Raw genomic sequence first — 20,117 nt, 5'->3', positions numbered from 1 at the left:
AACAAAATGAAATTGAACAAAGTAAATTTAGGAATCCTTTGTGCTACATTTTTTATAGGAGCACAAGGATTCTCACAAAACAGCAATGTTGTTTCTGCTGCACTTGAGTTTCAGAAATATGAGCCTGCTTTTGCAAGTCAAGATTTAGTGAAAGCAAAATCTTATTTGTTGGAGGCAAAAAGATACATTGATCCTGCGATGAAGGATGAGTCGACAAAGGCTGATCCAAAAGCAAATTACTATAACGCTGTAATTAATTACAGTTTAGTTGAATTGTCTGGAATGACAGGTGCTGAAGATTTGAAAGTATATCAGACTGATTCTATTCTTGATGTTATTGAAGGATCAATCAAGCACACAGAAGCTAAGAAGCGTTATAAATCGGATGTAGATTTATTCTTCAACCGTAAAATTGGTCAAGCTGTAACAATCGGTGAAATGATGTTTAAGCAGAAGAATTATCAAATGGCTTTTGCTGGATTTGCAGGTGCTTATCAAGTAAAGAAAATTGCAAATATCGAAGAAGAGCGTGAAGCTATGAAAACGAATGCAATTATTGCTGCTAGAAACTACATTGACACTTTGAGCAAATCAGGTGAATCAGAAAAAGCTATGGAATTTATTTCTAGCGCTTTGGAGTTGTTTCCTGAAAGTGAAGATTTAGCAATTGCTGGTGTGAATATCGCATTAGACAATAACGATTTAGAAAAAGCTGAAGCTTATTTTGATGCTGCTGCTAAATCATCTCCAAACAACAAAGTGTTGTTTTCTAACATGGGATCTATTTACTTGACTGCTGCAGATAAAGCATATAATGAGTTTACTGCAATGGAAATTACAGAAGAAGGTTACCAAGTTAAATCTGATGAAGTGGAAGGTTTGTACACTAAAGCTGAAAACAACCTTGAGCGCGCTATCAAAATAGATCCAGAATATGCTGAAGCAGCATATAACTTAGGAGTTCTATATTTAGGTAGAGGTGAAAAACTGAAAACTACAGCTAGTCAAATGGATTTCAACAATCCTGATTACGACCAAGTTAGTGCAAGAAGTCAAGAGATGTACAAAAAGGCAATTGCGCCTTTGGAAATTTACATTAATCAAGATCCAAATAATTCAGGAGTATTGAATGTATTGTTTCAAGTACACAGAAACGCTGGAAACACTGAGAAAGCATTAGAGTACAAAAAACGTGCTGATGCAGTTGATGCGGAAGGTAAATAATATTTAATTCTAAAATAGAAGAGAGGTTGTTGCGAAAGTGACAACCTCTTTTTTTTTGAGGACGATTCACTTCCGAAGGGATGGCTTGCAAATAACTTCAAAAAAAAATAGATTATTTCCCATGAACTTTTTTTATTAATCATTGTTTTATAAGATAAGTAATAACACGTAATTATTATCTAAAGTAAAACTTAAAGAATATGATTAATAAAAGTGCAAAGAAGTGGTTGGTTGATAGCATTGAGTTGTTTGATGGACTTACATCCGATCGAAAAATAGCCTTGCAAAGCATTTTTAAGGAGAATCAATATTCGAAAAATGATTATCTTTTTCGCAATGGTGATTCTATAGATGAAGTTTTTTTTATTAAAAACGGAAGAGTTAAAATCATCAAACATTCAGACTCTGAAAAAGAGAGTATCAAACGTATTTTAAATGACGGTGACTATTATGGCGAATATGCAGCTATAGACCCTTCTATGTTTGCTAATCACAATGATTCAGCCAAAGTAATGGATAAAAATACTATAGTGCTTTCTATACCAACAAAAGATTTCAAAAACATCTGTGATGCAAATCAAGAGGTTTATCAGAAAGTTATTAAAAATATGTTGACCAATTACCGAAGACTAGACAATAGACTTGAATCGGTAATGCTTAAGAAGTCAAAACACAGAATTATAGACTTTATTAAAGAAATGGCTGAAGACATTGGAAAACCTGTAGGTTATGAAATGTTGATTAAACACAATCTTACTCACCAAGAAATAGCTAATTTGACGGGGATTTCAAGACAAAAAGTAACAACAATCCTAAACGAATTTAAACAAGCAGGATTGATTCACTTGGAGAGAAATTCTATATTGGTGCATGATGCGAAGTTGTTGGCATAGAGAAGAGTGACGCAGAGTTTCGCAGAGGGGCGGAGATTCGCAGAGAAAAAGGAAGAAAGAGAAGTATAAGTTGAGCGCCTTTGACGCTTTAATTATTTTCACAGAGTTGCACGGAGGTTTTTCACGGAGGGACTCAGAGAAAAAAAAATAAGAGTTACGCAGAGTTTCGCAGAGGGGCGGAGATTCGCAGAGAAAAAAGAAGAAAAAGAAGTATAAGTTGAGCGTATTCGGCACTTTAATTATTTTCATTAGAGATGTAGGGAGGTCTTCATAGAGAAAAAAAAATAAAATCAAAAATTTCACTCGACACGAAGAAAAAAATCTGCGTAATCCGCGAAAATCTGCGGGAGAAATAAGTCTAGCTCTCCGAGTAATTATTCTCGCAGAGTAGGTGTCATATTTCTTTCATCACCTCTTCAATAATCTTCAAAGCCTTTTCCCCTTCTTCACGACTCAGCGTCAATGGCGGACTCAACCTAAAACTCTCCGGGTGCGACAAAAACCAAAATGAAATCAATCCTTTTTCCATGCATTTCATCACAATTTCATTCACGACTTCCGCATTCTCCATGTCAATGGCAAACATAAATCCAATACGTCTAACTTCTTTCACGAGTTTATGCTTCAACAATTCATCTTCTATATGTTGACCTATTTTATTCACTTCATCGTAATCAATTCCAGATAAAACTTTTAATCCAGCCGCAGCTGCAGCACAAACCACAGGATGCCCACCAAATGTTGTAATGTGTCCCAAAATTGGATCATGACTGAATAAATCTAGCTTTTCGTGACTACTCACCAATGCTCCGATTGGCATTCCGCCGCCCAATGCTTTACCTAAGGTCAAAATATCAGGGACAACTCCAGAGTGTTCGAAGGCAAAGTTCTTTCCAGATCTTCCTATTCCACATTGGATTTCATCAAATATCAGTTGTGTTCCGGTTTCATCACATCGTTTTCTCAATGCTTTTAAATATTCGGTAGAAGCTTGTCGAACACCAGCATCTCCCTGAATAGGTTCAATAAAAACTCCAGCGGTTTTTTCTGTGATTAATGTTAAATCTTCTATTTCATTGTGACGAATAAAATTCACCTCTGGCATTAAAGGTTCAAATGGCTTTTTCTTAATTTCCTTACTTGATAAACTTAAACTTCCGTTCGTGCTTCCGTGATACGCTCCATAACAAGAAATGATTTCTCTTCTTCCAGTCACACGCTTTGCCAATTTTATAGCTGCTTCGTTGGCTTCCGTTCCAGAATTCACCGCATAAACTGAATTCAATTGCTGGGGTAAAATCGCTGTCAAACGTTCAGCCATTTCTAATGGAGCATCTTGAATGAATTCTCCATAAACCATTACATGTAAATGACGGTCAATTTGTGCTTTTAAAGCTTTGACAACCTCAGGATGATTGTGACCAATATTGTTTACGGCAACCCCTGCAATCATATCCAAATAAGACTTTCCTTGTTTATCATAGATATAACTTCCTTTTGCATAATCAACTTCGATTAAAAAAGGAAATGGACTGGTTTGCCCTTGCAATTGCTTAAACTTTTCAGCTGTGGTCAATGGATTTTTCATGAGAAATTAGAATTATTACTAAAATGTAAAATCAGACTATTTTAAAGGGCAGGAGTTAGATCAAAAAAAAACAGTTCTCCAGAAGTAAACTTCCAAAGAACTGTTTGTAAACTATTATTTTTTACGAGCGATAACTTTTTTTGCTGCTTTGATTACATCAGCTGTATCGATATTGTATTTCGTCATTAATTCATCAGGCGTTCCACTTTCACCGAAAGTATCATCAACACCAACATATTCTTGTGGTGTAGGATTATTCATGCTTAAAACTTGCGCAACAGAATCACCCAAACCACCATTGATCATGTGTTCCTCAGCGGTAACAACACAACCCGTTTTCTTAGCAGTTGCTAAAATAGCTTTTATATCCAAAGGTTTAATCGTATGCATGTTGATAACTTCTGCATTGATTCCTTCTTTTGCCAATTCTTGAGCCGCTTCAATTGCTTTGTAAACCATGTGTCCACAAGCGATAATTGAAACATCCTTTCCTTCAAAAATAGTATCAGCTTTCCCAATAACGAATTCAGCATCATCTGCAACGAAAATCGGAACTTTTGGACGACCAAAACGAAGATAAACAGGACCTTCTAAGTCAGCGATTGCTTTTGTAGCTTGTTTTGTTTGGTTAAAATCAGCTGGAACAATAACAGTCATGTTCGGCATCATTTTCATCATTCCGATATCTTCTAAGATTTGATGCGTTGCTCCATCTTCACCAAGTGTTAATCCAGCGTGAGAGGCACAAATCTTTACATTTTTCTTAGAGTATGCAACAGATTGACGAATTTGGTCATACACTCTTCCTGTAGAAAAGTTAGCGAATGTTCCAGTAAAAGGAATTTTTCCACCAATCGTCATTCCTGCTGCCATACTGATCATGTTTGCTTCAGAAATACCTACTTGGAAAAAACGATCTGAAAAATCATCTTCAAAAGCATTCATTTTTAATGAACCTGTTAAATCAGCACACAATGCCACAACATTTGGATGTGATTTACCCAATTCGTGCAAACCTTCTCCAAAGCCTGAACGTGTATCTTTCTCGCCTAAAATTTTGATTTTCTTTTCCATTATAAATTTATCGTTACTGTTTTGTTCGAATATACGTTAAAATCTTTTTGTTTAGTATAGCTGGTAGATTTCAAATCTTTTTGTCTGTAAACCACTTTGTATTTCCCCGGTTGAAGGATAAAAGTGTTGCTCAGCGTGTTCTCAAGTAAATCACAAACCCATTCAAATTCATTGTTCTCTTTAACTTCAAATACTTGAGCGGTGACAATCTTATACGCTGAAAAGTTGGCCACTCCAGGAGCATCAATTGAAACTGTGTTCAATGCACTTTGACTTACTTTAATCGTTTTATATCTTCTTGGCAAAGTCAAAACTTCTAATTCATATTCCCCAACAATGTATTCTTGGGTAGCATTGAATTTTTGAACGTTTAAAGTATTCGTTTTCCCTTTTTCCATAACACGCACATCAACATAGTCATAGCGTGAAGGTTGATTGAAAACAACTTTAATTTGACCTTGTGGCGTTGGTAATTCTACTGTATTGTGAGTATTACGCAGAATTTTAATCCCTGTTTTGACTTGTTCGGGAAGTGTTTTGGCTACCAAATCATACGGAATACTTGGATCTAAAACTAAAGTGTCTGGCAATTTTGCCTCATTTAAAGTATGCACGTAAGAATACTTTAAATTTTTAGTTCCTGATTCATACAAAAATAGTGTAACATCAGTTTCCAAAGGTTTTCCTGATGTTGTATTCAAATTAATTTGAACTGTAGTATTCACCAAGGCTTTGTTCACCACATTCTTTAAAACTGCTTCAAACGCCTGAGGATCTTCAGCTGATTTATAATTTCCGTAGCAATCAAAATGTGATAAATAAGACATATCCATTCCTAAACCAATTACAAACGGACTAATCGTGATTCCTTTCGCGCGCAATTTATCTGCAATCACACAAGGTTCATCATCACAGGCTTCAATACCATCTGTAATTAATATGATTACATTTCTAGAAGTTTTATCTGGAAAGTCATCCGCTGCCTGTTCAAGTGAACGCGCAATTGGAGTTGTTCCTTTGGCACGAATGGTTCGGATTTTATTCAAAACTGCATCGTGGTTGTTTTTTGCGAAAGGAACTTCCAGTTTAGTGTCTGCACAATCTTGATAACTGGCTGTAATAGGGGATTGGTGACCATAGACACGTAAGGCGATTTCTAAATTTGGAATTCCTCTTAAACTGTCCACAGAATTTGAGACAATTCGCTTAGCTGTTACGAATCTTGATTCATTTCCCCATTTTTTATTCATCGAATTGGAAGCGTCTAGAACAAAAAGTATACGTGTCAGTTCTTCTTGGGCATAACTATAGCCAGCAAAACAAATAAATACTGCAACGATTAACTTTTTCATTCTAACTTCTTTTCCTTCGAGAATCGTGTTATAATTTTCACTTATAACATAACGAGGACTTTATTTAATTCAACTTTAGTAATCTCCTAAAGTTTCTTCTAATTGATTTAAAGCACTTTCCAATTGCTCTGCATTTGGAGCAGCTCCGTGCCATTTGTGCGTTCCAGTCATGTAGTCAACCCCTTGACCCATTTCTGTTTTCAATAAAACCATTACTGGTTTACCTTTTCCACATAAAGATTGTGCTTTTTCGTACGTAGCAATTATTTCTTCCATGTTATGACCATCAACTTCAAGTGTTTCCCAACCAAAAGCTTGCCATTTCTGTTTTAAGTTTCCAAGAGACAATACATCTTCTACATCACCATCAATTTGACGTCCGTTGTAATCAACAGTCGCAATAAGGTTATCAACTTTCTTGGCAGCAGCATATAATGCAGCTTCCCAAATCTGACCTTCTTGTAATTCTCCGTCTCCCATTAAAACATAAACAAAACGATCGTCTTTATTTAGTTTTTTAGCTTCAGCAGCACCAATTCCATTAGAAAGTCCTTGACCTAAAGATCCAGATGCAATACGAATTCCTGGAAGGTTATGATCTATACTTGGGTGACCTTGTAAACGTGAGTTTAATTTTCTAAATGTTGCCAATTCGGGAACAGGAAAATAATTTGCACGTGCCAAAGTACTGTACCATACTGGAGAAATGTGTCCATTCGAAAGGAAGAATAAATCTTCTCCTTCACCGTCCATAGTAAAGTTTTTAGGATCTTGCTTTAAGATTTTGTGATACATCACTGTAAAAAAGTCAGCACAACCTAGTGAACCTCCTGGGTGTCCAGAGTTTACGGCTGCTACCATTCTTACAATATCTCTTCTCGTCTGTGAAGCATATTGCTCCATTGTTTTAATATCCATAGCTTATTGTGACAAATTGTTTTGATTTACAAATCTATACTTAATTTAGAATATTTTAGTGGAAATAGCCCTTAATTTATTACTACTTTTACACAAAATAGGAATACCATGTACACTGTAAATGAAATGCTGAATCGTTTTAGTGAAAAGCTAAGCGATGTATTTATTGATAGAGAAAAGAGACAAATCGCAAAGATGTTTTTGATGCAATACATGCAGTATGATGCTTCGGAAATGTTGTTAAACAATGATCAAAAGGTTCCAGAAGATGTTCAGGTTATGTTGGAACATGCTGTTGCTGAAATTAATAACGGAAAACCTGTTCAATATGTTTTAGGAGTGGCCTATTTTTATGATTTAGAATTAAAGATTGACAGACGAGCATTAATTCCGAGACCAGAAACTGAAGAATTAGCGTATTGGATTGTTGAAAAATGGAAAGACCGCAGTCCGAAAATTTTGGATGTTGGAACGGGTTCAGGATGTATTGCTTTAGCTTTGAAGTCGCATATTCCTAAAAGCAAGGTATTTGGCGTGGATGTAATTCAAAATGCTTTAGATTTGGCCAATGAAAACGCTATTCAGCTGAAGTTGAATGTACAGTTCGACTTTGCAAATGCTTTAAATCTGCATGCTTATTCTCATTATAAGTGGGATATGATTGTTTCTAATCCGCCATATATTCCTCTTGATGATAAAGAAAATATGAAGGATCATGTACTAGATCATGAGCCAGATTCAGCACTTTTCGTACCCAATAACAATCCATTACTTTATTATAAAGCAATATCACTTTATGCGAGAGATCACTTGGTACCCAAAGGAAGTTTGTATTTCGAAGTTCATGAAGAAATGGCAAAAGAAGTAGAAGTTGTTTTAAATTCTTATGGATTTTCGAAAGTTGAAATTCGTCAGGATTTACAAGGGAAAGACCGAATGATTCACGCACAATTTTAAAGAGAGATGAATACAAAAGAGGCTGTAAAAAGAATAGAAGATTTAACAAAAGAATTAAATCATTACAACCATCTATATTACATAGAAAATGTTTCTGAGGTTTCAGATTTTGAATATGATCAGCGATTAAAAGAATTGCAAGGCCTTGAAGAGCAATTTCCAGATTTAGCAGCCTCAAATAGTCCAACGAAAAGAGTTGGTGGAGATATTACAAAGAAATTTAAAACAGTAAAGCATGAATATCCTATGCTTTCTTTATCGAATACCTATTCAGAAGAAGAAATCGTAGAATGGGAAAACCGTGTTAAAAAATTAGTTCCAGGAAAAGTCAATTACGTTTGTGAATTGAAATATGACGGAGTTGCCATCGGTATTCGCTATGAAAATGGAGCATTAACGCAAGCGATAACACGTGGTGATGGTTCAAAAGGAGAAAATGTTTCCGCTAATGTGAAAACTATTCGTACAATTCCTTTGCATTTAAAAGGAAACTTTCCAGAAGTATTTGAAATAAGAGGAGAAATATTTTTCCCACTGGAATCTTTCAATGCTTTAAATAAATCAAGAGAAGAAAATGGAGAAGAGCTTTTTGCTAACCCAAGAAACTCAGCATCAGGAACATTAAAGTTGCAGGATTCAAGTGTAGTTGCTGAACGTGGATTAGATTGTTTTTTATACGGTGTATATGGAACAGACTTACCTGCTGATGGTCATTATAAAAGTGTATTAAATGCTGGAGAATGGGGTTTCAAAATTCCTACTCCAGAAAAAAAATATCTGAAAAGAACTGATTCTATTGAAGGAATCATGGAATTTATCCATTATTGGGATAGAAACAGAGCAGATTTGCCTTTTGAAATTGACGGAGTTGTGATTAAGGTAGATGATTATGGTCAGCAAGAGGAATTAGGGAATACCGCAAAATCTCCAAGATGGGCAATTGCTTATAAGTTTAAAACTGAACAAGCAAGCGCAGAATTAGAAGCTGTAACATACCAAGTAGGTAGAACAGGAGCGGTAACTCCAGTAGCCAATCTTTCTGCTGTTGCATTAGGAGGAACGATTGTTCGCCGCGCTTCTTTATACAATGAAGACCAAATCAATAAGTTAGACCTTCATGAAAACGACACCGTTTATGTTGAGAAAGGTGGAGAAATTATTCCTAAGATTGTAGGGGTCGATTTAACACAAAGAGCTCCAGACGCAAAGAAAATTGAATTCATTTCTAATTGTCCAGAATGTGAAGAGCCGCTAAAAAGATTGGAAGGAGAAGCGCATCATTATTGTTTAAATGATTTAGGTTGCCCACCACAAATTACAGGTCGAATAATTCATTTTATTTCTCGAAAAGCAATGGATATTGAAGGAATCGGAGCGGAAACAGTAGAACTACTTTTCGCAGAAGGTTTTATTCATAACAGTTCGGATTTATACACTTTGACATTCGATCAAATCGTGGGATTGGAAAGAATGGGAGATAAATCTGCCAATAATTTATTAAAAGGATTACAAGATTCAAAAGAAATTCCATTTGAAAGGGTTTTATTTGCTTTGGGAATACGTCATGTTGGAGAAACAGTCGCTAAAAAAATTGCCAAAGCATTAAAAAATATTGATGCATTAAGAAGTGCAACTTATGATGAGCTAATCACTATTGACGAAGTAGGAGAGAAGATCGCTATTTCAATTCAGCAGCACTTTTTGCAAGCGGAGAACGTTCAAATAGTTGAAGGACTAAAAACAGCTGGATTACAATTCGAAATAGAAGAAAAAGAATTAGACAGTGCAGTTTTAGAAGGGAAGTCGATTGTTGTTTCAGGAGTTTTTCAAACACTTTCTCGAAAAGAATTGAAGGAAGCCATTGAAGCAAATGGAGGAAAGAACGTAGGAAGTATTTCTGCAAAAACCTCTTTTATTATAGCAGGAGACAATATGGGCCCTGCGAAGTTAGAAAAAGCAAAAAGTTTAGGCGTTGAAATTGTTTCAGAGAATGAGTTTATTGAGATGATAAAATGAATGAAAAATGAAAATTGAAAGAATGAAAAATTGGAGGATTCAAACAACCCAGCATCAAAGGCACAATGTAGGGACGATTTGTAAATCGTCCGTTCCATTGTAAATGCAATTCAAGGATGCAAAAATTCAAAGATTCATTAAAACCCAGCATCAAAGGTACAATGTAGGGACGATTTGTAAATCGTCCATTCCATTGTAAATGCAATTCAAGGATGCAAAAATTGGAGAATGATAAGTGAGGATTTAGAAAATAAAAGTGAAAAATGAGGAAAAAAATTGTTGTTATTTCTGAATGGAAAAATAAAGAAGACTTTCAGCAATTGAAATCCAATGTTGAAAAGAATATTTCCATTGCAGACACATTTTATTACATATGTTCTATCAATAGTTCAGTGAAAATTGATGAGTTACCTAAAATAACTAATGTTTACTATCTTTCTAAAAAGGATTTTACTCTTTTTGGTAAACTGAAAACACCTTCTTTGAGAGAATTATTAATCGATAAGTCGGAAGGTGTTTTAGTTGTAGCAATGGAAAAAAGATCGCCATTACTAGGGAAAGTTTTAAGAAATTCTAAATTAAGGAGTGTAGGGATGGAAAAAGATACACTGCCAGATTTTGAATTATCATTTATTGATTCCCAATTATTGGACGGAAAATTATTCCAACAAATTAATAAGTATTTAACCAAAATTCAATTATAATGCAATTTAAAGGAACTGGAGTGGCGCTTGTTACACCATTTATGAAAGATGGTAGCGTAGATGAAAATGCACTGCGTAAATTAGTGAATTTTCAAATTGATAATGGAACAGATTTTTTAGTCGTTCAAGGAACAACAGGAGAAACTGCTACGTTGACTAAAGAAGAGAAAACACGTGTTTTAGCTATTGTAATAGAGGAAAATAATGGGAAATTACCTATCGTTTTAGGAATGGCAGATAACAATACCGCTGCGTTAGTTGAAGAAATCAAAGCTTTCGAAAATGATGGAGTTGATGGATTTTTAAGTGCTTCACCGCATTATAGTAAACCAAGTCAACGCGGTATTATTGCACATTTTAAAGCAATTGCAGAAGTTTCAAAAAAGCCAATCATACTTTACAATGTTCCAGGTAGAACAGCGAGTAACATGACCGCGGAAACAACTTTAGCTTTATCAAAAGTCGAAAATATTGTTGGAGTGAAAGAAGCTTCTGGAAATATTGAGCAAGTAATGCAAATTTTAAAGAATGCACCAGAAGGATTTGCAGTTTTGTCTGGCGAAGATGCTTTAACAATGCCAATTATTGCGATGGGTGGACATGGAGTGATTTCGGTAGTGGCCAACGCATTGCCAAAACAGTTTTCAACGATGATTAATGCCACTTTAAAAGGAGATTTAGCAACAGCGAGAAAAGAACATTTTAGCGTTTTAGACATCACAAGTTCATTTTTCTCGGAAGGAAATCCATCTGGAATAAAATATTGTTTGGAGTTGGTAGGTATTGGAAATGATACTGTCCGTTTGCCTTTGACTACAATTAGCGATGATTTGAAGTCTAAAATGGAAGCGCAATTAAAGCTAATAGTTTGAAAACTTGTTGGTTAATATTAATAATTTAAAATAAATAGGGTGCTCTTGAAAAAATAATTAATTTTGAACCAAGACCATTTAACTATATCATGACCAAACATATTATTTATGTTATCTCCATTCCACTTTTTTTGTTTGTTTCCTGTAATTCGGAAGCAGATGCAATTGTCGTTGAAGAAACTATAATTAATGTGGAAGTGGAAGAGGGTCAAAATTATGAACCAAAAAATTTAGTCGTTTATTCCATTCCATCTCCGAATGAACAAATGAATTTATTTTATAATTCAAATGCAAAATTTGATCCTTCATTAATACTCCCATTATCGAATTTTTCTAGTTATTCAACAGATGCTAAAAAAGCACTAAATTTTGGTGTTCTTATGTCTGATGGAGCTTATTTGACGCGTTTCAGTCAAAGTAAAGGAAGATGGATGGACTACCACACAACATTAAAGAATCTAGGCAAAGACATTGGTATTACTGAATCATTTAAAGGTAATTTGGATATTAATGTTGAGGAATTGGCTAATGATTCAAATAAACTATTTGAGGTTTCATCGCAATATTATCTGTCTATTTATGACGAGTTAATTGAAAAACAAAGGGGTGTTGAACTTTCATTTATTTTAAGCGGCGCTTGGATTGAAACAATGCATATTTTGTTGACTTCTGCTAATAAATACGATGAAAATAGTGAAATTCAAACGCATATTGTAGATCAACGCTTTGTATTGGAAAACTTAATGGGCATTTTAGGGGATTATAAAGATAATCTTCAATTAAATGATTTATTGAAGCAATTTGATGAGATATGTCAAGTTTATTTAAAGTTGAATTGTGAAAATTTTGACCTAGAAATAGAGAATAGAGAAGAATTATTAATTCTTAATGGTGGATCAACTTGCACTTTTGACTCTGATTCTTTTAAGGAGATGAAATCTTTAGTTAAACAAATAAGAACATCAATTATTTCATAAAGAAAAGTAAACATGATTAAATTTGCTCATCTAATATTTGGTTCATTAATATTCATTGGAGGGAATTCATTTTCTCAATGTGAGCATACAACACATCATATAACACCTGATTTTACTAATGGTTGGATTGAAAATTCTCAATCAAAAATAGTTGAATTACATCTTGGAGATGATTTTGAAATGAAATTCATCGCGCAAGCAGGAGTAAAGTATAGAATTCAAACTTCGGCAGGACAAAAAGATTTCACAAAGAATAATATTTCATTTCAATTGATAATAAAAGAAGTTAATCGGATAGTTGAAAAAGGAATAGTTTCCTACAAAACTGCTGAAGTGATTTTATACGATAGTGAGTTGTCTGGCAAAGATGATGAAGCCATTATTCAAACTGCAAAAACACAAAACTTGTCTATAAAAGTTAGAATTCATGGAACAGAAATTGATCCAAATTTAGCTTTTTGTTCAATTGTTTTAATCGAGGAAAAAAGATCGGAATCACATGATTTACGATAATTAAAAAAATATAATAAGTACATGCAAACATTTAATGAGCAGAAGATTGCTCAAATAAAAGAGGTTTTATCCTCATCGAAAAACATAGTTATAGTAGCACATAAATCCCCTGATGGAGATTCGATAGGTAGTTCATTAGGACTTTTCCATTACTTAGAGAAGTTAGGGTATAACGTAAAAGTTTGTCATCCAGATCCATCTCCATATTTTTTGGATTGGATGATAGGAATTGACCAAATCATTGATGCCGAAACACAATTTGAAGAAGTAAAAAAGCAAGTTGAATTGGCAGATGTGATTTTTTGCTTAGATTTTAACGCAATGAGTCGAGTTGGAGTAATGAAAGAAATGTTAGTCAATAGCAATGCTTTTAAAATAATGATAGATCATCATTTAGATCCAGCAGAAGAATTTGATTTACTTTTTTCAGAAACTACTTCATGCTCAACGGCGCAGTTAATCGTTGATTTTATTGAAGCAATGGGAAATACCAATTTATTGGATAGTAACATCGGTGAACCTTTGTATTGTGGAATAATGACAGACAGTGGATCTTTCCGCTTCCCAAGCGTAACGGCGCATACGCATGAAGTTATTGCGACATTAATGCGTGGAGGTGTTGCACCATATAAAGTTCATGAAGCTGTTTTTGATACCAATACTTTCGATAAATTGCGTTTGAAGAGTTATGCAATTAACGAGAAAATGGAAATCTTAGAAGAGTTTGATACTTCAATAATTTCTTTAGACAAATCTGAATTAGCTCGTTTTAATTATGTCAAAGGAGATACTGAAGGATTGGTTAATGTTGGTCTTTCTATTCAAGGAGTGAAAAAATCAATATTTTTAACAGAAGGTGATGGAATAATTAAAATTTCTTTTCGTTCAAAAGGACAAGATAACCCAATCAACGTCATGGCTGGAACCTACTTTCATGGTGGTGGACATGCCAATGCATCAGGTGGAAGATGGGATGGAAATATGGAAGAAGCAATTGCTAAAATAAAAAGCGTTTTGCCAGAATTTAATTAATTATGATAAAAAAATTCATACTAATAAGTAGTTTTTCCGGACTGCTTTTTTCATGTGAGCAGAAGCCAGAGGAACAGCCAAAAGAGCCTGAATGGTCAGTAGAACATTCTACTACCATGAACGAACAATTTACAAGAGAGGATGAAATCAATATTCGTTTGTATTTGTCACGTCGTGAAAATTGGGAAGTTAAATCAACGGGTTCAGGATTACGTTACTGGATTTATGAAGATGTTGAAGGACCAACTGCTAAGACAGGAGATAAAGTGGATGTTAAGTTTGAAGTGAAAATGCTAAATGATTCTTTACTTTATAAAACAGAAGGAAAAGAAGTAAGTACTTTTAAAGTAGACAGATCTGATATCGAAACTGGTGTTATGGAAGGGATTAAATACCTTTCTGAAGGAGATAAAGCAAAATTGATAATTCCAAGTCATATTGGACATGGTTTATTAGGTGATTTTAAAAAAATCCCACCATTACAAGTTTTGGTAATAGATTTAGAATTGGTAAAAATATATTGATATGCGAATTTTTTTAATGATTATAATTGTTGGTTTAACATTCACATCTTGTGATATTGAAGGGGTGAAAACTTCTGATGAAAAGGAAAAACAAGCAGCTGAAAATGATGCTTTGGTTGAAGAAATGAAATCAGATTCACTTTCACCACAAAAAGAGATTGTAATAGACAAAGCAAGTGATACTTTAAAGTTGAATAACGGAATCACGATTACTTACTTTAAGAAAGGAAAAGGGGAGAAATTGAAGAAAGGCGACGTTGTAATGATTGATTATCGCGCGAAATTAGAAGACGGTACAATTTACGATGGAAATCACAAGGTAAAAAAGCCAAGTATTCCATTTTTAGTGGGTTGGAATCAACAAACATCAGGTTGGGATATTGCTTTGCAAGAACTAAGAGTAGGAGACGATGTTGATATTTTCTTACCCGCAAAATTTGCTAGAGGAAAGAACGGAATCAAAGGAATTGTTCCTCCAAATGCAAACAATATTCTTTCTATGAGAATTGTAGAAAAGTTTGAACCTACAGCAACTGTTGATGGAGTGAAAATTTGGAAATACGATGAATTAAAAACACCTGGTGACTCAATTCAACCAAAAGATGATGTTTTAATCAATTATTGGGTAAGTTCAGAAAGTAAACCACGCTATGACAACAGCTACCAAAGAGGAGAACCATTCAAACTGAAAATTGGAGATAAAAACATTGTACCGGGATTACACAAAGCATTGCTTTCAGCAAGAGAAGGTGACCGATTAATGGTCTTCATTCCAGCTAAAGAAGCTTATGGTAATGATGGTTTGATTGAAATGGTAAAACCTGGTGAGGATATTTTTTATGATGTTCAGGTGGCGGCTGTTTTATAATGATTAATGTTAAATTATTAATTATTAACGTGTTTGGTGATGAATTACAACTGCGTTGTAATTGAGGCTTTTAATTAGGAATTATTCATCGCTCAAAAATCATCATTGACAACACGTTAACCATTAACCATTATTCCTTCTCCTCTCTCAACTGCGCAGCAATAAACGGTAATTTAGGTGCTAAGAAATATCCAGTCAAACTTGCGAACAGTATCGGAATTAAATAAGTAAAGCCTGTTAATGTTGCTACAAGAATAGTTGTACTCATTGGTGTTCTCGTTACCGTTGAATTGATTGCCGCCATACTGCAAATTATAGCTAATGAAGCATTGATGTCTGGGAAGATTTCAGCGATAATTAATCCAATTGTCGCTCCAACAAAGAAAAGCGGAATGATGAATCCACCTCTCCAACCGGAAGTTACAGTAATAGAAATTGCAGCTATTTTAAAGAATAAAATGGCCAATAACATCCACAACGTATATGGAGTTGTGAGTAATTCATTGACTTCGTAGTGGCTAAAATAACGTGTAATTGGAAAAGCATAGGAGATAAATCCAAGAATTATTCCTCCTACCATCATTTTTATGTAAACAGGCATAGTTTTCCATTCGAATATTTTCTTGAATGTTTTGGTTAAATAAATGAAAAACCAACCAACCGCAGCGGCTATAATTCCATATAAAACTGCTAATCCGAAATCGAACATTCCTTCGTATTCATAGATAGGAACTTGCCAAAGTGCACCTAATCCTAAACTAATGATTAAAGCGAAAACGATATAACTAAATAAGCTTGAAACTAGAGCAGGAGTAATGGCTTGATAATATTGAACCACATGTTTGTGATGAAGAATTTCCAAAGCGAATAAACTTCCACCAAGAGGAGCACCAAATAATGCGGTGAATCCGGCTGCCATTCCAGCGATACTCATGGAGCGTAATTCTTCGCCTTTTAAACGGAATACTTTACCAAGCCAAGTTCCTGTTGAGCCTGTTACTTGAACTAGTGGAGCTTCTGGACCTAAACTTCCTCCGGAGCCAACACATAAGAGGGATGACAAAATCATTGATGGATTCCGCTTAGGATCGAGTTTGCCTTTATTGAATCTAATGTTGTTTACGATTAAAGATATCTCTCCAGGATCTCCAATAAAGTGAATGATAATTCCGGCTAAAAATCCAGAAATTGCCATTGTTGGTATAACTAACCACCCTTCAAATTGACCTAAAAAATGAATAACCATCTCAAGAATGATCCAATAAATTCCAGCTATCAGCCCACCCATTAATCCCAATAATGCCCAAAGAAAAAATGTGCGACTAAATAGAAACGGATTAAACCTGATAGGTTGATCAAGTATGTTTAAGTAATTAACGAGTTTTCTTCTACTTTTTAACTTCACTACAATCTATTTTTAAAATCGAACCTGGCAAAAGTAATAATTTGTTTAAAAAGTATCGGATGGTTTCGTCTTTAATTGATCGTTCAACTATTTTTAACCTGAATATTATGGTGGAATTAGTTACAGCTCTAGGCTAGAAATAGAGACTTCATGAAAAATAATAGCTTATTTTTTATTAATATTGTACTTATTAGGCTGATTTATAATGCTTTAAATATAAATTTTGACAAAAAATTTTATGCTTAATCATATAGGGTTTGTTTTTCAATTGAGTGGGTTTGGTATATATTTATAATTAGAAATTTTATAAAAACTCTCTCACAAAAAGTTCATAAAAGAGTTTTTACAAAGAATTAAAGTCAGTAAGTGCGGTAAATTGAAATATTCAATATTTTTAAAACTTAATTGATATTCCTCCATTTACAAATCCACCTTCACCATAACCAACAGATAGATTTACTCCAATTTTGTCAGTGATAAAATATCTTGCACCTAATCCAATTTTTAAAGCTAAAGGATAGTCATAAACATAGTCTTCTCTTTGATATTTTGGTATATACGAAATTTCTGTTGATGAGCGAAGGGCTGCACCCACACCCAGTGTTCCATATAAATCAAATTTTTCAGAACTTTTAAGGAAATGATAATTGAATGTTAGCATTGTTGCAATTGATTTATATTCATGAAATTTTGCATTTCCATAGCTAAGAGATGAAATTTTCAAATCGGTGTAACTTGCATCAAAACCAAGTCCTATTCTATTGCTTATCATGTATTCAGTTCTTATTCCAATAGGAGCAATACCACTGTAAATTAAATAACCATCTTCTCGTTCAAATCTTTTAACATCATTTCTATTAGTCAGCTCATAAGTTTTAGGTGAACCAATATAGGCGTCAAACAAAAAATCGCCTTTTGTTAATACTTGGGCGTTAAATGAATTTAAGCTTAAAATGGCAAACATGGAAAGTAAACCAGCGGTAATAATTTTCAATTTTTTCATAGCTTTTTTTTAATAGATTTAAAACTTGAACCTCAATATGATTCGGTTAAAATTTAGTTAATAATTGTAAATTCAAAATAACGTAAAATAAAGATGTTCTAAAGTTAAAATATGACAAGAAAAGGTAATTTTAATGGAAAATTATTGATATTCAATTGTTAACGTCTTGATATTGATTTATAAAACGGAGTAATTGAGACAATTATAAGTTCTGTCACTAGTCAATTTTAACGCTATTCGTATTGGTTAAGTCATAAGAAAAGGTAATTTTAGGAGAATACAAAAATAAATAATCATGAAAAAAGTTGGCTTGGCATTGTTGCTATTTGGTTTGTTTGGATGTGCAACAATACCTAAAAAGGCGGAAGCAGTTAAAAAATTCGATGCAGACAAATACCTCGGAAAATGGTATGAAGTAGCACGTTTTGATTTTCGATTTGAGAAGAATTTAAACAATACCACAGCAGAATATTCGAAAAACGATAATGGAACAATCAAAGTCGTGAACAAAGGATATAATTATGTGAAAAACGAATGGACATCAGCAGAAGGGAAGGCTAAGTTTGTCAAAGATACTCAAACAGCAATGTTAAAAGTTTCATTTTTCGGTCCATTTTATTCAGGATATAATGTTGTAGAACTAGATGATGATTATAAATATGCATTGGTGGCTGGTGAAAGTTTGAAATATTTATGGATTTTGTCAAGAACACCTATTATTCCGCAGGAAATTAAAGAGAAATATATCCAAAAAGCAAAAGAAATTGGTTACGCAACTGAGAATTTGATTTGGGTTGAACACGATAGGTAAATAGGAATGCTGAATTATGAATGTTGAATTATGATAACAGAGTGAATTTAAAACTCAAAATCATTACACTATTCTTATTTTCTGTATCTATTAAGGTTGATTGGTCTGTAGATATGGTTTACGGTATTGAGTTGTTTAAAATTCCAAAGAGTTAAAAACGAAAAATGGCTACACAATTATGTGTAGCCATTCTTTAATAAAACATAAATATTTTAAAGTTTCAGAGAAATTCCGGCATTCAATAAACCTCCTTGTCCAAAGCCCATTGCTAGACTTGCACCAAAGTTTTCGCTGAAGAAATATCTCATTCCAACACCAATTCTAGCTGCTATTGGAAAAGGTGAACTAAATGTTGCAATTTCATATCCAGGCTCTGTAGACGTGTAATTAAAGGTTCTATTTCCATAACCCGCACCAGCCATTACATAAGCATCAAAATTGTCAGAGTTCTTCACGAAATGGTAATTAAAAGTTGCCATAACACCAATCTTTCGAGTATCGAAATTATATTCATAATTATTCGATTCATTAGCGTAACTTTTTTCCTCATAACTTATTTTAGTGTTTGAGAAACCGATATCAAGTCCAACACCAAACTGATCTGCAATCATATATTCACCTCTGACTCCTAATGGACCAATTCCACCTACTTCTAAATTAATTTCTTGACCAGAGCCAGCATAAGCAGCTCTAAATACAGTTTTATACAAGTTAGGAAAGCCGTAATAGGCATCGATAATTATATCCCCTTCTTCTAGTGCTTGCGCATTAGCTGTGCTAATTGTTAACATTGAGATTAATCCAATGAGTGTTAGTTTCAATTTTTTCATAGTGTTTTTTTGTTTTTTTAACAAAACAATAGTAACAACATTTTTTGGATAATTTAACTTCTAGCTAAGTAAATATCGAAGTTTTATTGAGAAACTTGTAAAATGAAGATGAAGAATTCTAAATTATACTCCATTATCAACAAAAGATATTTTAAAATGAGGAAAATAGAATTGTGCTAATAATAATGGTATTATGTAGTTGTGTATCTAGAAAGTACAAAAAGTAGAAAAATTCGACGCTGAAAATAACCTTGGAAAATGGTATGAAGTTTTGAGATTTAATTTCCTTTTAGAAAAATAAATAAATGCAACAAAATGAATTTAAAACTTAAAATCAAAATTATAATACTCTTCTCATTCTCCATTTTATTGCGGTCAATAGGTTTCTATGATATGTTTTATGGTATTGAATTTCTTAAAGATTTAAGATTACAACAACATGATAACTTTTGGAGTCTCGAAAACATAATCAATATTATACCTGCTTTATTTTCACTTTCAGGAATATTCCTTTATTACTATTGTTTCAAAAGACATTTAACACGTAAATATTTTA

At 33.7% G+C, this 20,117-nt stretch carries 19 protein-coding genes; 12 read left to right on the top strand and 7 right to left on the bottom strand.

Annotated features, from left to right (window positions below; genetic code table 11):
- Positions 1 to 6: 6 nt before the first annotated feature.
- Together ERX46_RS17090 and ERX46_RS17085 are read left to right on the top strand one after the other, a co-directional pair.
- On the top strand, positions 7 to 1,224 hold the full coding sequence (locus tag ERX46_RS17090) for a tetratricopeptide repeat protein (RefSeq protein ID WP_130095088.1): 1,218 nt from the start codon (positions 7 to 9) through the stop codon (positions 1,222 to 1,224).
- Between the two features lie 200 nt (positions 1,225 to 1,424).
- Positions 1,425 to 2,117, top strand: a complete 693-nt coding sequence (locus ERX46_RS17085) for a Crp/Fnr family transcriptional regulator (RefSeq protein WP_130095087.1) — start codon at positions 1,425 to 1,427, stop codon at positions 2,115 to 2,117.
- Between the two features lie 394 nt (positions 2,118 to 2,511).
- Here ERX46_RS17085 and ERX46_RS17080 read toward each other — a convergent pair whose 3' ends face one another.
- The 4 genes from ERX46_RS17080 to ERX46_RS17065 all read right to left on the bottom strand — a co-directional run bounded on the left by ERX46_RS17080 (position 2,512) and on the right by ERX46_RS17065 (position 7,049).
- Positions 2,512 to 3,705, bottom strand: coding sequence for an aspartate aminotransferase family protein (locus tag ERX46_RS17080; protein WP_130095086.1), 1,194 nt, complete (start codon positions 3,703 to 3,705; stop codon positions 2,512 to 2,514).
- A gap of 114 nt (positions 3,706 to 3,819) precedes the next feature.
- Positions 3,820 to 4,779, bottom strand: a complete 960-nt coding sequence (locus ERX46_RS17075; protein WP_130095085.1) for a transketolase family protein — start codon at positions 4,777 to 4,779, stop codon at positions 3,820 to 3,822.
- The gene (locus ERX46_RS17070) at positions 4,779 to 6,131 is read right to left on the bottom strand and encodes a vWA domain-containing protein (protein WP_130095084.1); all 1,353 of its coding nucleotides are present in this window, start codon (positions 6,129 to 6,131) and stop codon (positions 4,779 to 4,781) included. Before ERX46_RS17070 ends, ERX46_RS17075 begins: the two co-directional genes overlap by 1 nt.
- Before the next feature lie 75 nt (positions 6,132 to 6,206).
- Positions 6,207 to 7,049: a transketolase gene (locus tag ERX46_RS17065; protein ID WP_130095083.1), complete on the bottom strand. Its 843-nt coding sequence runs from the start codon at positions 7,047 to 7,049 to the stop codon at positions 6,207 to 6,209.
- Positions 7,050 to 7,157: 108 nt separating this feature from the next.
- Here ERX46_RS17065 and prmC point away from each other — a divergent pair, with 108 nt between their 5' ends.
- The 9 genes from prmC (at position 7,158) to ERX46_RS17020 (ending at position 15,512) form a co-directional block, all read left to right on the top strand.
- Entirely contained in the window at positions 7,158 to 8,006 is an 849-nt protein-coding gene (gene prmC, locus ERX46_RS17060; RefSeq protein WP_130095082.1) for a peptide chain release factor N(5)-glutamine methyltransferase, read from the top strand.
- A gap of 6 nt (positions 8,007 to 8,012) precedes the next feature.
- Positions 8,013 to 10,022 (top strand): NAD-dependent DNA ligase LigA, encoded by a 2,010-nt coding sequence (gene ligA, locus ERX46_RS17055; protein ID WP_130095081.1) that lies wholly within the window; start codon positions 8,013 to 8,015, stop codon positions 10,020 to 10,022.
- 263 nt (positions 10,023 to 10,285) lie between these two features.
- Positions 10,286 to 10,726 carry a hypothetical protein gene (locus tag ERX46_RS17050; protein ID WP_130095080.1) on the top strand — a complete coding sequence of 147 codons (441 nt, stop codon included), beginning with the start codon at positions 10,286 to 10,288 and terminating at the stop codon, positions 10,724 to 10,726.
- Positions 10,726 to 11,598, top strand: coding sequence for a 4-hydroxy-tetrahydrodipicolinate synthase (dapA, locus tag ERX46_RS17045; RefSeq protein ID WP_130095079.1), 873 nt, complete (start codon positions 10,726 to 10,728; stop codon positions 11,596 to 11,598). The genes ERX46_RS17050 and dapA overlap by 1 nt, the downstream gene beginning before the upstream one ends.
- Before the next feature lie 89 nt (positions 11,599 to 11,687).
- Entirely contained in the window at positions 11,688 to 12,575 is an 888-nt protein-coding gene (locus tag ERX46_RS17040) for a hypothetical protein (protein WP_130095078.1), read from the top strand.
- 12 nt (positions 12,576 to 12,587) lie between these two features.
- Positions 12,588 to 13,088, top strand: coding sequence for a hypothetical protein (locus ERX46_RS17035; protein WP_130095077.1), 501 nt, complete (start codon positions 12,588 to 12,590; stop codon positions 13,086 to 13,088).
- A 21-nt stretch (positions 13,089 to 13,109) separates the two neighbouring features.
- Positions 13,110 to 14,120 carry a DHH family phosphoesterase gene (locus ERX46_RS17030; RefSeq protein ID WP_130095076.1) on the top strand — a complete coding sequence of 337 codons (1,011 nt, stop codon included), beginning with the start codon at positions 13,110 to 13,112 and terminating at the stop codon, positions 14,118 to 14,120.
- 2 nt (positions 14,121 to 14,122) lie between these two features.
- Positions 14,123 to 14,644, top strand: coding sequence for an FKBP-type peptidyl-prolyl cis-trans isomerase (locus ERX46_RS17025; protein WP_130095075.1), 522 nt, complete (start codon positions 14,123 to 14,125; stop codon positions 14,642 to 14,644).
- A 1-nt stretch (position 14,645) separates the two neighbouring features.
- Positions 14,646 to 15,512, top strand: coding sequence for an FKBP-type peptidyl-prolyl cis-trans isomerase (locus ERX46_RS17020; protein WP_130095074.1), 867 nt, complete (start codon positions 14,646 to 14,648; stop codon positions 15,510 to 15,512).
- Positions 15,513 to 15,642: 130 nt separating this feature from the next.
- Here ERX46_RS17020 and ERX46_RS17015 read toward each other — a convergent pair whose 3' ends face one another.
- Positions 15,643 to 16,917 (bottom strand): chloride channel protein, encoded by a 1,275-nt coding sequence (locus ERX46_RS17015; protein WP_130095073.1) that lies wholly within the window; start codon positions 16,915 to 16,917, stop codon positions 15,643 to 15,645.
- Between the two features lie 394 nt (positions 16,918 to 17,311).
- A complete protein-coding gene (locus tag ERX46_RS17010) occupies positions 17,312 to 17,920 on the bottom strand; it encodes an outer membrane beta-barrel protein (protein ID WP_130095072.1) in 609 nt (202 codons plus the stop codon).
- Between the two features lie 295 nt (positions 17,921 to 18,215).
- On the opposite strand from ERX46_RS17010, the gene ERX46_RS17005 reads away from it, so the two are divergent.
- Positions 18,216 to 18,731, top strand: a complete 516-nt coding sequence (locus tag ERX46_RS17005; RefSeq protein WP_130095071.1) for a lipocalin family protein — start codon at positions 18,216 to 18,218, stop codon at positions 18,729 to 18,731.
- A 212-nt stretch (positions 18,732 to 18,943) separates the two neighbouring features.
- On the opposite strand, the gene ERX46_RS17000 is transcribed toward ERX46_RS17005, so the two are convergent.
- The gene (locus tag ERX46_RS17000) at positions 18,944 to 19,561 is read right to left on the bottom strand and encodes an outer membrane protein (RefSeq protein ID WP_130095070.1); all 618 of its coding nucleotides are present in this window, start codon (positions 19,559 to 19,561) and stop codon (positions 18,944 to 18,946) included.
- Positions 19,562 to 20,117 lie beyond the last annotated feature (556 nt).

Source organism: Brumimicrobium glaciale (assembly GCF_004152935.1).
Taxonomy (GTDB): Bacteria; Bacteroidota; Bacteroidia; order Flavobacteriales_D; family Crocinitomicaceae; genus Brumimicrobium; species Brumimicrobium glaciale.
Note: the sequence above shows the minus strand (reverse complement) of the source record. Positions and strands in the feature narration are given on the sequence as shown.

Excerpts from the sequence above, each read along its gene's own strand:
- ERX46_RS17005 (WP_130095071.1), top strand. The coding sequence starts at position 18,216 with ATGAAAAAAGTTGGCTTGGCATTGTTGCTATTTGGTTTGTTTGGATGT.
- ERX46_RS17070 (WP_130095084.1), bottom strand. The coding sequence starts at position 6,131 with ATGAAAAAGTTAATCGTTGCAGTATTTATTTGTTTTGCTGGCTATAGT.
- ERX46_RS17080 (WP_130095086.1), bottom strand. The coding sequence starts at position 3,705 with ATGAAAAATCCATTGACCACAGCTGAAAAGTTTAAGCAATTGCAAGGG.
- ERX46_RS17090 (WP_130095088.1), top strand. The coding sequence starts at position 7 with ATGAAATTGAACAAAGTAAATTTAGGAATCCTTTGTGCTACATTTTTT.
- ERX46_RS17085 (WP_130095087.1), top strand. The coding sequence starts at position 1,425 with ATGATTAATAAAAGTGCAAAGAAGTGGTTGGTTGATAGCATTGAGTTG.
- ERX46_RS17020 (WP_130095074.1), top strand. The coding sequence starts at position 14,646 with ATGCGAATTTTTTTAATGATTATAATTGTTGGTTTAACATTCACATCT.
- ERX46_RS17040 (WP_130095078.1), top strand. The coding sequence starts at position 11,688 with ATGACCAAACATATTATTTATGTTATCTCCATTCCACTTTTTTTGTTT.
- prmC (WP_130095082.1), top strand. The coding sequence starts at position 7,158 with ATGTACACTGTAAATGAAATGCTGAATCGTTTTAGTGAAAAGCTAAGC.
- dapA (WP_130095079.1), top strand. The coding sequence starts at position 10,726 with ATGCAATTTAAAGGAACTGGAGTGGCGCTTGTTACACCATTTATGAAA.
- ERX46_RS17010 (WP_130095072.1), bottom strand. The coding sequence starts at position 17,920 with ATGAAAAAATTGAAAATTATTACCGCTGGTTTACTTTCCATGTTTGCC.
- ERX46_RS17030 (WP_130095076.1), top strand. The coding sequence starts at position 13,110 with ATGCAAACATTTAATGAGCAGAAGATTGCTCAAATAAAAGAGGTTTTA.
- ERX46_RS17000 (WP_130095070.1), bottom strand. The coding sequence starts at position 19,561 with ATGAAAAAATTGAAACTAACACTCATTGGATTAATCTCAATGTTAACA.
- ligA (WP_130095081.1), top strand. The coding sequence starts at position 8,013 with ATGAATACAAAAGAGGCTGTAAAAAGAATAGAAGATTTAACAAAAGAA.
- ERX46_RS17025 (WP_130095075.1), top strand. The coding sequence starts at position 14,123 with ATGATAAAAAAATTCATACTAATAAGTAGTTTTTCCGGACTGCTTTTT.
- ERX46_RS17050 (WP_130095080.1), top strand. The coding sequence starts at position 10,286 with ATGAGGAAAAAAATTGTTGTTATTTCTGAATGGAAAAATAAAGAAGAC.
- ERX46_RS17035 (WP_130095077.1), top strand. The coding sequence starts at position 12,588 with ATGATTAAATTTGCTCATCTAATATTTGGTTCATTAATATTCATTGGA.
- ERX46_RS17065 (WP_130095083.1), bottom strand. The coding sequence starts at position 7,049 with ATGGATATTAAAACAATGGAGCAATATGCTTCACAGACGAGAAGAGAT.
- ERX46_RS17075 (WP_130095085.1), bottom strand. The coding sequence starts at position 4,779 with ATGGAAAAGAAAATCAAAATTTTAGGCGAGAAAGATACACGTTCAGGC.